The 12,167-nt window shown below is 61.8% G+C and carries 10 protein-coding genes; 7 read left to right on the top strand and 3 right to left on the bottom strand.

Annotated elements, in window-relative coordinates; translation table 11 throughout:
* Window position 1: 1 nt before the first annotated feature.
* Both M0D65_RS28040 and M0D65_RS28035 read left to right on the top strand, forming a co-directional pair.
* A complete protein-coding gene (locus M0D65_RS28040) occupies window positions 2-781 on the top strand; it encodes an ABC transporter ATP-binding protein (RefSeq protein WP_091018639.1) in 780 nt (259 codons plus the stop codon).
* A gap of 581 nt (window positions 782-1,362) precedes the next feature.
* The gene (locus M0D65_RS28035) at window positions 1,363-2,496 is read left to right on the top strand and encodes a porin (protein WP_266255477.1); all 1,134 of its coding nucleotides are present in this window, start codon (window positions 1,363-1,365) and stop codon (window positions 2,494-2,496) included.
* A 172-nt stretch (window positions 2,497-2,668) separates the two neighbouring features.
* Here the strand turns inward: M0D65_RS28035 and glnK are convergent, their stop codons facing one another.
* A complete protein-coding gene (glnK, locus tag M0D65_RS28030; RefSeq protein ID WP_074265470.1) occupies window positions 2,669-3,007 on the bottom strand; it encodes a P-II family nitrogen regulator in 339 nt (112 codons plus the stop codon).
* A 110-nt stretch (window positions 3,008-3,117) separates the two neighbouring features.
* Window positions 3,118-4,806, bottom strand: coding sequence for an NAD+ synthase (locus M0D65_RS28025; RefSeq protein WP_091018643.1), 1,689 nt, complete (start codon window positions 4,804-4,806; stop codon window positions 3,118-3,120).
* Window positions 4,807-4,952: 146 nt separating this feature from the next.
* Here M0D65_RS28025 and M0D65_RS28020 point away from each other — a divergent pair, with 146 nt between their 5' ends.
* From M0D65_RS28020 to M0D65_RS28000, 5 genes are all read left to right on the top strand, one after another.
* Complete coding sequence (locus M0D65_RS28020; protein ID WP_266255476.1) at window positions 4,953-6,134, top strand: GNAT family N-acetyltransferase; 1,182 nt, start codon at window positions 4,953-4,955, stop codon at window positions 6,132-6,134.
* A 64-nt stretch (window positions 6,135-6,198) separates the two neighbouring features.
* The gene (locus M0D65_RS28015; protein WP_266255475.1) at window positions 6,199-7,224 is read left to right on the top strand and encodes an aldo/keto reductase; all 1,026 of its coding nucleotides are present in this window, start codon (window positions 6,199-6,201) and stop codon (window positions 7,222-7,224) included.
* 120 nt (window positions 7,225-7,344) lie between these two features.
* Window positions 7,345-7,617, top strand: coding sequence for a GIY-YIG nuclease family protein (locus tag M0D65_RS28010; protein ID WP_266255474.1), 273 nt, complete (start codon window positions 7,345-7,347; stop codon window positions 7,615-7,617).
* Between the two features lie 125 nt (window positions 7,618-7,742).
* Entirely contained in the window at window positions 7,743-8,354 is a 612-nt protein-coding gene (locus M0D65_RS28005) for a ParB/Srx family N-terminal domain-containing protein (RefSeq protein ID WP_266255473.1), read from the top strand.
* Between the two features lie 283 nt (window positions 8,355-8,637).
* Entirely contained in the window at window positions 8,638-10,536 is a 1,899-nt protein-coding gene (locus tag M0D65_RS28000) for a potassium transporter Kup (protein ID WP_266255472.1), read from the top strand.
* 40 nt (window positions 10,537-10,576) lie between these two features.
* Here the strand turns inward: M0D65_RS28000 and M0D65_RS27995 are convergent, their stop codons facing one another.
* A complete protein-coding gene (locus M0D65_RS27995; protein WP_266255471.1) occupies window positions 10,577-12,082 on the bottom strand; it encodes a carbohydrate porin in 1,506 nt (501 codons plus the stop codon).
* Between the last annotated feature and the right edge of the window lie 85 nt (window positions 12,083-12,167).

Raw genomic sequence — 12,167 nt, 5'->3', positions numbered from 1 at the left:
AATGAGTACCCCGACGCAAAAGCTTTTCATCGATAACCTGCACAAGCAGTACGGCGACAACGAAGTGCTCAAGGGCGTATCGCTCCGGGCGAACCGCGGCGATGTGATCAGCGTGATCGGCTCGTCGGGCTCGGGCAAGAGCACGATGCTTCGCTGCATCAATTTTCTCGAACAACCGAACGCGGGCCGCATCTTCGTCGACAACGAAGAAGTACGCACCGCGAAAGACAAGCACGGCGCGCTGCGCGTGGCCGATCACAAGCAGTTGCAGCGCGTGCGCACCAAGCTTGCGATGGTGTTCCAGCACTTCAACCTGTGGGCCCACATGAACGTGCTCGAAAACGTCATCGAGGCGCCGCGGCACGTGCTCGGCCTGTCGCGCAAGGAAGCGGAAGACCGTGCGCGCACCTACCTGGAAAAGGTGGGTCTCGCGCCGCGTGTGGAGAAGCAGTATCCGTCGCATCTGTCGGGCGGCCAGCAGCAGCGCGTGGCGATCGCACGGGCGCTCGCGATGCATCCGGACGTGATGCTGTTCGACGAGCCGACCTCCGCGCTCGATCCCGAACTGGTCGGCGAAGTGCTGAAGGTGATGCAGACGCTCGCCGAGGAAGGCCGCACGATGATCGTCGTCACGCACGAAATGGCGTTCGCGCGCAACGTGTCGAACCATGTGATGTTCCTGCACCAGGGGCGGGTCGAGGAAGAAGGCGCGCCGGACGAGGTATTTGGCCGGACGAAAAGCGAGCGCCTTCGACAGTTTCTCGCCGGCAGTCTTAAATGACCCCGGCAATTGCGCGTCCCAGACCGCGAATGTAGTTAAAGTAGTTTTACAAGGCGCTTACAGCGCCTTTCTTATTGGTGGGCCGGTTACACATTTCGAGCCTCCGAATCCCGCAATGTGCGCAAAATTCCGCACTAAACGCATTACTCCCGACGATTTTCAGCGTCAATAGTGGCAATCCTTAGGATTGCTTGCGCCGATCCGTGTTTCCCTTACTGGACAAGGGTTTTCAGGATAAACAGGGGGTCTGTTTAGTGCCGCTGCGCATGACAGTATTGCAATTTGGCGACAATTGTTCGGAGGGGTTCTAATTTCTTCGCCCACGCCAGGCTATTTTTGCTAAATTAGTAACCAAAGTAGCAAAACAAAGTTCATTAAAAGTAGTTTCACTTCAAACCACACAGGAGATACCGGTCGCGAGGGATCGGAAAGACGAATAGACAGCCCGCGCGGCTGCTCGTCCCCCATCGCGTCCGACCCGTCCGCGAATCTCCCCAAAACAAGATTTCTGTTCGGCGTTCGCGCGTCCGGACACTCTTGCAGTAACTGGGTTTACTTTTTGACAGGGTATGGAGGAGAAGATGAAGAAAGTATTGCTCGCGGCTTCGCTGCTGACGATCGGCGTAGCGGCACAGGCACAGAGTAGCGTGACGTTGTATGGACGCCTCGACGCTGGTCTCGAATACATCAGCGGCCTTCCGAACAGTAGCTACACCGGATCCACCAGCCGTTTCAGAGCCGAGAGCGGCGACTGGGGTACGAGCCTGTGGGGGATGAAGGGCGTTGAAGACATCGGTGGCGGCAACAAGGTGCTGTTCCAGCTGGAAGGCAGCTTCAACACGATGAACGGTCAAGGCCCGGGCAACAACGGTATCTTCAATCGTTGGGCAACGGTTGGTGTAGCGAACGACCAGTTCGGTACCCTGCTCCTCGGTCGTGAACTCTTCATCGCCAACGGCGTGTGGGACTTCGATCCGTTTGGCCAGTCGAACTGGTCGTCGGCATCGCTGGTACGCGGCCGTAACTGGACGCAATCGAGCAACAACGTGTCGTACCAGTCGCCGAAGTTCGGTGGCTTTGACGTGTACGGCCAGTACTCGCTGTCGAACTCGACGAGCTGGAACGGTGGCAATGGCGCTGCCCAAGGTCGTCAGGACGGTCTGCAGATTACCTACACGAACTCGCTGTTCCAGATTCGTGGCCTGTACGACGAAATCCGCAACGCAACGACCGGTAGCCTCGGCGACCCGACGGCAGGTAGCCCGGCCGGCCCGTTCGCCTTCGGTCGTGAATACTTCGCCGGCGTGAACGTGTTCCTTGGTCAGTTCAAGGTGCAGGGCGTCTACCAGGTGGTCCGCACGTCGGGTGAAACGAACGTACCGTTCGGCACGCCGACAACGACCAACCAGGCATGGGGCGGCGTAACGTGGCAAGCCACGCCGGCCGCTGCACTGATCGCAGCCGTGTATCACGTGAACGCAAACAATGGTGCTGGCAACGCGACGATCTACACGGTTGGCGGTTCGTACAACCTGTCCAAGCGCACGCTGCTGGACATCCAGGTCGCTTCGGTGCGTAACAGCAAGAACGCTAACTTCGGCCTCGATGCCAACAACCCGGGCAATGGTGGCAACACCTCCGCCGGCTATAACGAAAACCCGCTGCCGGGCAAGAGCCAGACCGGCGTGTACGCAGGTATCCAGCACTCGTTCTAATCGGACGCTGCTGACAGAACAGATGTAGAAACGTTTTCACGCTGCTGCGAGAGGCGCGTATCGGTGCGATGTCCGTCAAGGGGATCGCACCGTTTTTTATTTCTGGGCCACGCACATCGCACGCACCGGTGCGGTGCAATGCCGGACCATTACCGTCTGCGAAACACCGTGTTCAAACGGCTGCTTCGTTTTCTTCGCCGGTGCGGATGCGGATCACGCGTTCGACTTCGGCCACGAAAATCTTGCCGTCGCCGATCTTGCCGGTACGCGCCGCGCCGATGATCGCGTCGATCACCTGATCGCACTGGTCGTTCGCCACCACGACTTCGATCTTCACTTTCGGCAGGAAGTCGACCACGTATTCCGCGCCGCGATACAGCTCGGTGTGGCCCTTCTGACGACCGAAGCCTTTGACCTCGGTAACGGTCAGCCCCGTCAGACCGACTTCCGCAAGCGCCTCACGCACTTCGTCGAGCTTGAACGGTTTGATGACTGCAGTGATGCGTTTCATGGCGTACCTCTTTCGGTGTCGAAAAACAGAACTAGGGATGCTGCCGATTCTACGCCGCACCGGGCGCGTTGCCTGCGCACCGGAAACGGGCTGTGGCGTTGGCTACGGCGTTACTCGGTAGGCTCCGTATAGCGCGATGTGATCGGATAGCGCCAGTCACGCCCAAACGCGCGATGCGTCACGCGAATGCCGATCGGCGCCTGACGACGCTTGTATTCGTTGATCTTGATCAGACGCGTGACGCGCTTCACGTCGTCGACGGCAAAACCAGCTGCGACGATTTCCGCCAGCGACCGGTCCTCTTCCATATACATACGCATGATCGCATCGAGCACTTCGTACGGCGGCAGGCTGTCCTGGTCGGTCTGGTTGTCGCGCAGTTCCGCCGACGGTGCGCGTGTCAGGATGCGCTCGGGAATCACGTCGCGCGTCGCGAACGAGGTCGCCGCATTGCGATAGCGGCACAGCCGGTACACCAGTGTCTTCGCGATGTCCTTGAGCACCGCGAAGCCGCCGGCCATGTCGCCGTACAGCGTGCAATAGCCGACCGCCATCTCGCTCTTGTTGCCGGTGGTCAGCACGATCGAGCCGAACTTGTTCGACAGCGCCATCAGCAGCGTGCCGCGGATGCGCGCCTGAATGTTTTCTTCAGTGGCATCTTCGACGCGCCCAGCGAACTCGCCGGCAAGCGACGTGCGAAACGCGTCGAACATCGGCGCAATCGCGATCTCGTCGTAGCGCACACCGACGCGGCGTGCCATTTCGGCGGCATCGGTGGTGGAAATATCCGCTGTGTAGCGCGACGGCATCATCACGGCGCGCACTCGATCGGGACCGAGCGCATCGCAGGCCACCGCCAGCACCAGCGCGGAATCGACGCCGCCCGACAGGCCGATCAACGCGCCCGGAAAGCCGTTCTTGTTGATGTAGTCGCGCACGCCGAGCACAAGCGCCGCGTACACCTGCGCTTCGAGCGACTGCTCGGGCGCAACCGCGGCACGCACAGGCGTCGCGCCGTCGAACTCGACGATCGCATGACCTTCCTCGAACTGCGCCATCTTCGCCACCAGTTCGCCCTGCGCATCGAGCACGAACGATCCGCCGTCGAATACCAGTTCGTCCTGCGCGCCGACCATGTTCACGTAGATCATCGGCAGGCCGGTCTCGCGGATCCGCGCGCGCAGGATGTCGATGCGCACCGCCTCCTTGTTCAGGTGATACGGCGAGCCGTTCGGGATCAGCAGCACCTGGGCGCCGGCCGCTTTAGCAAGCTGCGCCGCCGAGGCATGCCACACGTCCTCGCAGATCACGATGCCGTACTTCACGCCGTCGAGTTCGAACACGAACGGCTTCGGGCTCGAGGCGAAGTAACGTTTCTCGTCGAAGACCTCGGTATTCGGCAGATCCTGCTTCAGATAGGTACCGGCCACCTTGCCGTCGACGATCAGCGAAGCGGCGTTGAAGGTGTCGACCGGCGGCAGTCCGCGCTCGATCGGCGCGTTTGCATTACCATGGCCGAGCCCCGTGTCGCGATGCGGATGCCCGACCACCACATGCAGGCCCTTGAACGGCTCCAGCTGTGCGGCGAGATCGGCGAGCGCCGCGGCACTCGCCGCGTAAAACGCGGGACGCAGCAACAGGTCTTCGGGCGGATAGCCGGACAGCGCGAGCTCTGGGGCAATTAGCAGCTTCGCACCATCGTTGTGCGCTGCGCGTGCCGCGGCGACGATCTTCGCGACGTTGCCGGCGAAATCGCCGACGGTGACATTGAGTTGGGCAAGAGCGATTCGGGTCTTCATGGCGGGATAGTGGCAAGCCGTGCGGCTTGCCGGCTGCAACGGCTTCAGTGGCTCGGCAAGATGGACAGAAACGGATCAAACACCAGAACAACGAACGGCGCGCCGCCAACTGCGATGCGCCGGGCAGACCGGAACAATCACACAGATTGAATCAGGAACGTTTTGATTATCGCACGGGCATTCTGGCATCGCCGTCGGAGATCGACGCAGCCGAGTGGAACGCCCTCCTCGCCCGGCAGGCTCAACCCACGCCGTTTTTGCGCCACGAATTCCTGAGCGCGCTGCACGCGACGCAATGCGCGGTGGCCGAGACCGGCTGGGCGCCGCAGTTCGTCACGCTGACCGACCCGCGCACCGGCAAGCTCGCAGCGGCCGCGCCGGTCTACGCGAAAGGGCATTCGTACGGCGAGTATGTGTTCGACTGGGCGTGGGCCGATGCGTACAAACGCAACGGCATCGAGTACTACCCGAAGCTGCTGTGCGGCGTGCCGTTCACGCCGGTTCAAGGCACGCGTCTGCTCGCCACCGACGAACACGCGCGCCGTCACCTCGCTGCGACACTGCTTGCGTTCGCGGAACAGGCGGACGTGTCGTCGCTGCACGTGCTGTTCCCAACCGCCGACGAAGCTAACGTGCTCGCCGAGCTCGGCATGATGCGCCGCGAAGGCGTGCAGTTTCACTGGCTCAATGACGGCTATCGCGACTTCGACGAGTTCCTCTCGACGCTCGAACAGAAGAAGCGCAAGAACATTCGCGCCGAGCGACGCAAGGTGCACGAAGCGGGCGTCGCGATGCGGCGCGTGCGCGGCGAAGACATCACCGACGAGGACTGGCGTTTTTTTAGCAAGTGCTATCGGCAGACGTACAGCGAGCACTTTTCGAGCCCGTATCTGAATCTGAACTTCTTCCGCACGATCGGTGCGACGATGCCCGAGAACCTGATGCTCGTGCTCGCCGAATTCGAAGGCAAACCGATCGCGAGTTCGCTGGTCGTCTATCAACGCGATGACGTGACCAACAGCGCGACCGGCGGCACGTTGTATGGCCGCTACTGGGGCGCACTCGAACACGTGCCGTGCTTGCACTTCGAGACCGCGTACTACCAGCCGCTCGAATTCTGCATCGAGGAAAAACTTTCAACGTTCGAAGGCGGCGCGCAAGGCGAGCACAAGATGGCGCGCGGTTTTCTGCCCACCGTTACGCACTCCGCGCACTGGCTTGCGCATCCGGCCTTCGCGGATGCGGTGGCGCGGTTTCTCGACAGCGAGACGACGAACATTCATGCGTACGTCGACGAACTGCGCGAACACAATCCGTTTAGAACCTGATGCCACGGGACCATGCAACGCAACGTGGCGTAGGCAACCTCACTTTCTGTTCGAAGGAGTCAACATGGAATATCGCCTGCTTGGACAAAGCGGCTTCAAGGTTCCGGTACTGAGTCTCGGCACCGGCACCTTCGGCGGTGGCAACGATTTTTTCAAGGCGTGGGGCTCAACCGATGCCGACGGCGCGCGCAAGCTCGTCGATATCGCGCTCGACGCAGGCGTGTCGATGTTCGACAGCGCGGACATCTACTCCGACGGTCTCGCCGAAACCATTCTGGGCAAGGCGATCGCCGGACGCCGTTCGCAGGTCATCATCTCGACCAAAGGTACGTTCCGGCTCGGCGACGGCCCGAACGACGTCGGCTCGACCCGCCACCATCTCACCGAGTCGATCAACAATAGCCTGAAGCGGCTCGGCACCGACTACATCGATGTGTATCAGTTGCACGGCTTCGATGCGCTGACGAGCGTCGAAGAAACGCTGCGTACGCTCGACGACTTCGTGCGCGCGGGCAAGATCCGCGTCGTTGGTTGCTCGAATTTTTCGGGCTGGCATTTGATGAAGTCGCTCAGCGCATCGGATCGCGAAGGGCTCGTGCGTCACTCGGCGAACCAGGCGTACTACTCGCTGATCGGCCGCGACTTCGAACATGAGTTGATGCCGCTCGGCCTCGATCAAGGCGTGTCGACGATCGTCTGGAGCCCGCTCGGCTGGGGACGGCTGACCGGCAAGATCCGGCGCGGCAGCCCGCTGCCGGCGACAAGCCGTCTGCACAAAACGGCAGACTTCGGACCGCCGGTCGACGACGAATACGTCTATCGCGTCGTCGATACACTCGACGCCGTTGCGAAAGAAACCGGCAAGAGCATTCCGCAAATCGCACTGAACTGGCTGCTGCAACGACCGACTGTGGCGAACGTGATCGTCGGTGCGCGCGATGAAGCGCAGTTCCGCGAAAACCTCGGCAGCCTCGGCTGGTCGCTCACCGCTGAACAGATCGCGCAACTCGACAAGGCAAGCAGTCTGGCGCTGCCGTATCCGTACTGGCATCAACGCGGTTTCGAAGAACGCAACCCGTCGCCGGTGTGATGTGACGTGAAGTGACGTGATGCAGCGGCCCGGCATGACGCGATCGTTATCGATGGCGCAACATGCCGGGCCGCTTTTTTGTGCGACACTCCTGCGCAACGCAACCGATCCCTTCGCTCCATGCCGTGGTTCCTGTACCTGATCGAATGCGCGGACGGCAGCATCTATACCGGCATCGCCACCGATGTCGACGCGCGTTTCGACAAACACGTCAACGGTACCGGCGCGCGCTATACGCGCTCGCGCAAACCGCTGCGCGTACTCGCCTCGTTCGCCCTCGCCGACCGCTCGAGCGCATTGCGCGCCGAGTACCGGGTCAAGCAACTCACCGCCACGGAAAAACGCGCGCTCGCTGCGGGTACACGTACGCTCGAATCGGTATTGCCCATTTGAAAGGTTCGCGCCTCCAACGCTTTTCCCTTCGATGGATCGACATCCGTCGGCTACACTAAAAACACCTCGGGCACCGGCGGTGCGGCCCGGGCACAACGACAACGTAGCGAGGGAGGCACTGACCCATGGCAAAAAAACTCACCATTCACATCGACCAGTTGCGGCCGTTGCAGGCGACAGTCGGCATGCTCGAAGTCAACGCAAAGCACAAACGCCTCGCCGCGATGGATGCAAGGAAACTGCAGGCATTCATGCGCAGCGCACCGATTCCGACTGTGATCGGCAAGCGCGACCTGCACTACGTGATCGATCATCATCACCTGGCGCGTGCGCTATGGGATGCGGGCATCACGGAGGTCTACGCGGCAGTCGTGAAGGACCTGTCGTCGCTGTCCACCGACCGCTTCTGGGACACGCTCATCGAACGAAGCTGGGTACATCCGTACGACGAGCGCGGCATCCTGCGCGCGCTGTCGGCGATTCCCGACAAGGTGGTGGATCTCACCGACGACCCGTATCGCAGCCTGGCCGCCTTCGTGCGCGACGCCGGCGGCTACATCAAGACGCCGGCGCCGTTCGCGGAGTTCCAGTGGGCAGCGTTCTACCGGACGCGCATTCCGATGTGGACGAACGAATTCCAGTTCAACGCAGCCGTCGAGCAAGGCGTCCATCTTGCATGGAGCCCCGACGCGCGCACGCTGCCGGGATTCAAGTTGCGCGCCGGCAAGACGACGTGATGGGTCGCGGAACCGGTTGCTACGGTTCTGAAAGGAAGCGCGGGTAGCATGTGGCCGACGCGGTATTCTTCGCGCGGCGAAGCGGCACCATAAGCTGCGCACGCCTGCGCATTCACGACAGGTTCAGATTCGCATGGAAACATACATCCTGCTGGGTGGCGGTTTGGCACTGGCCTTGCTCATCGCCCTGTGGGGCATCTGGCATCTGAAATAGCACCGGCTTTCGAGCCTCGACAGGCCGCTTCATGTGGCGCCCCCGTCTACCTTCGACCTCCGACGCCCTATGTCCTCTTCCTCGATCCGTGCCGCAACGCCCGCCACCCAAGCCGCACCCGGTCTCGTACTGGGTGCGATCGGCGTGGTCTTCGGCGATATCGGCACGAGCCCGCTCTACACGTTGCGCGAGTGCCTGAAGGCAGCGGGCGGCATTAGCCAGACCAATGTGTTCGGCATCGTGTCGCTGATTCTCTGGTCGATCATCATTGTCGTCACGCTGAAATATGTCAGCTTCGTGATGCGCGCGGACAACGAGGGCGAAGGCGGCATCCTCGCGCTCACCGCGCTCGCATCCGGTGTCGCGCCGCAACGGCTGCGCCACCTGCTGCTGACCCTGGGCGTATTCGGTGCGGCCATGTTCTACGGCGACTCGATGATCACGCCGGCCATTTCGGTGATCTCCGCCGTCGAAGGCGTGACGCTCGTCGATCCCAATCTCACCGCGTGGATCGTACCGATCTCACTGGTCATCCTGACCGGGCTGTTCAAGATCCAGAAACGCGGTACAGGTGCGGTCGGCAAGGTGTTCGGGCCGGTGATGGTGGTGTGGTTCCTGACGCTGGCCGCGCTCGGTATCCTGCATATCGTCACGCACGTGAGCATCGTGCGCGCGGTGTCGCCGCTCTATGCGTTGACCTTTGTCTCGCATGCGCCGGGCACCGCGTTCGTCGTGCTCGGCTCGGTGTTTCTCGCGCTGACCGGCGGCGAAGCGCTCTATGCCGATATGGGCCACTTCGGCAAGCGCCCTATCCGCGCGGCCTGGATCTTTCTCGTCCTGCCGAGCCTGATCCTCAACTACTTCGGCCAGGCCGCGCTCGTGCTCGAGAGACCGGCGGCGGTCGCGCAGCCGTTCTTTCAATCGGCGCCGGGCTGGGCGCTGATTCCGCTCGTACTGCTGGCGACGGCCGCCACCATCATCGCGTCGCAAGCGGTGATTTCCGGCGCGTTCTCGATGACCAAGCAGGCGGTCCAGCTCGGCTTCCTGCCGCGTATTCCCGTCGTCCATACGTCGACGCACGAGATCGGCCAGGTGTATGTGCCGTTCATCAATATCACGCTGTATGCGGCGGTCGTGTTTCTCGTCGTGTTCTTCAAGTCCTCCGACAATCTGGCCGCGGCCTACGGTATTGCCGTCGCCTCGACGATGCTGCTCACCACGCTGCTGATGTACTTCATCACGCATAACCTGTGGCACTGGAAGCCGCTCGCATCGATCGCGGTCGTCGGTCCGCTCGCGCTCGTCGATGCGGTGTTCGTCTCGAGCAATATCGGCAAGGTGCTCGATGGCGGGTGGTTCCCGCTGCTCGCGGGCGGTCTGCTGTTTACCGTCATGACCACCTGGTACAAGGGTCGCGAAACGCTCGTCGAGAAAATGAAGAGCGATAATCTGCCGCTCCCCGGGTTGATTCGCTCGCTATGCGACAGCAGCCACGCGCCGCCGCGCGTCAACGGTACTGCCGTGTTTCCGGGAGGCGTCGCGGGTATGGCGCCGACTGCGTTCCTGCACAACCTGAAGCACAACGGCGTGATGCATCAGACCAACATCTTTCTCGCCGGCACGACCGACAACGTGCCACATGTTCCGAACGACCGCAAAGTCGTCGTGGAAGACCTTGGGCACGGTTGCTATTCGCTCGTGGTGCGCCACGGTTTCATGGAAATTCCCAACGTCCCCGCGATACTCGAACTCGCGAAAACGCAGATGCCGAACTGGCAGTACGAGCCCGCCGATACGTCGTTCTTCCTCGCACGCGACACGATTCTCGCGACCGGAGCAAGCAAGGCGATGCCGCTCTGGCGCGAGAAGCTGTTCGCGTTTCTCGGCCGCAATGCGGCACAGGCAGCCGAGTACTACAGCTTGCCGGCCAATCGCGTGGTTGAACTGGGTGGTCAGATCAACATCTGAGTGGGCTGGTGCGCGCGAGTGCTTCACGCGCACCTTCCGCTCAGAAAACGATGTTGGTCCGCAAGCCCACCACGGCTTCGTTGCCGACGCGTTGCGCCGGATTGTCCGGGTTCGGAACACCGCCGGCTGGCCGGAATGCGTACTGGAAATCGGCCTGTAGCTGCCACCACGGCGTGACCTGATACAGGTACGTCGCCTCGATCACCGTTTCGGCACTACGCGACGGATAACCCGGTGTAGCGAGTGCGGCGGTATCGCTTGCGAGATCGCGTGCATGCGAGCCGATCTGCGCATAACCGATGGCGAGTCCCGCGACGTCGTTGTCGCGTCCATTGAACGGTGCCTTCAGCGTCACGCCCGCATTCACGCCGAAATCGACGGGATTGCGATCCCCCGGCGCGCCCATGATGCGCGCGAACACACCAACCGATCGCGGGCTGTCGGCCGACGGACGCCACACCATCTGATCGGCGACTGCGTAGAAGCTGTAGTCGCCGCGATGACTACGCGCCATGCCCGTGCTGTCGGGATTCGCAAGCGATAGACCGGTGTTGTCGAAGCGCTGGTCCGCAAAGCGCTGCGTGTTGTACCAGAAGCCCAGCTTGTAGGTACCCGGCAATCCTGTCGGCTGCGGGTCCGATGCATTCGCGGGCGCCGCGTTAAGCGCGTACTGGATCTCGCCGATGAAAAGTGCTCCGTTGTGCAGATTGAAGTTGGTGCCGTGGCTGTTCTGCCGCTGCGGATCGCCCACATCGCTGCCCGCGGGATTGCCGTCGAAGACACCGGCCAGCACGGTCCACGAATCGGACGGCTTCACGCGCACGCGCGCGCCGAGCGCAGAAAGCGGATAAGCCGGGCCACCTGCGGGCAGATCGACCGACGGCAGTACGGGCCAGCCGAAGGTCGCATTCATGAAGGTGTTCGCGTACTGGCTCACCATGAATTCCTGGTCGAGACTCTGCTGACCAACCTTGACGTCGACCTTGCCCGCGAGCAGCGACTGCTGGTACCACAGCTCCCACAGGCGCGTCGTATCGTTGGCTTCGATGCCGCTCGCGCTCTGTAGCGTCAGCAGATTGCGCTGGGTCAGGTTGGTGCCGTGTATCTGCAGACCGGATACGTTGAAGGTCCCGCCCGGCAACCCAATTGCTTTCGCCGTGTCGACGACGACGCTGAACTGCGTCAGTCCGTCATAAGCACCACCGCGCCTGACGCCGCCGGACAGGTTGTTCAGATACTCGCTGGTTTCCTGCAGGCTGAACGTCACGCCGTAGTTGCCGAGCCACGGTCGTAGCCCGCCCATGTCGCCGAACAGGTTCGAGCGGTCCCAGAATCCGGTCGTGGCTGGAGTCGATGCGGCTGCGGATGTGTCTGTGCTGGCAGCAGTGGCAGCAGGCTGCATGGACGACGAATTGTCGGCCTGCCCAGGCACAGCAGACGATGCGGTCTGCGCGAATGCCGACGGCGCGATACCGATCGACAGCAGGACAGTCAGGCCAGCGGGAACACCGGACTGCAGCAGTGTGGTCTTGAGTTTTTTCTTCATGAGAAGTCGCGACAAGGTTGTATGACACGAAGAGCGTTTCGTCGACGGATGCGACGTGCGAGATGCGGCAGCTACAACGGAGCAG

Origin of the sequence: Paraburkholderia sp. CHISQ3, from assembly GCF_030464945.1 — a bacterium.
Classification (GTDB): domain Bacteria; phylum Pseudomonadota; class Gammaproteobacteria; order Burkholderiales; family Burkholderiaceae; genus Paraburkholderia; species Paraburkholderia megapolitana.
This window is presented reverse-complemented; position numbering and strand designations above follow the sequence as displayed.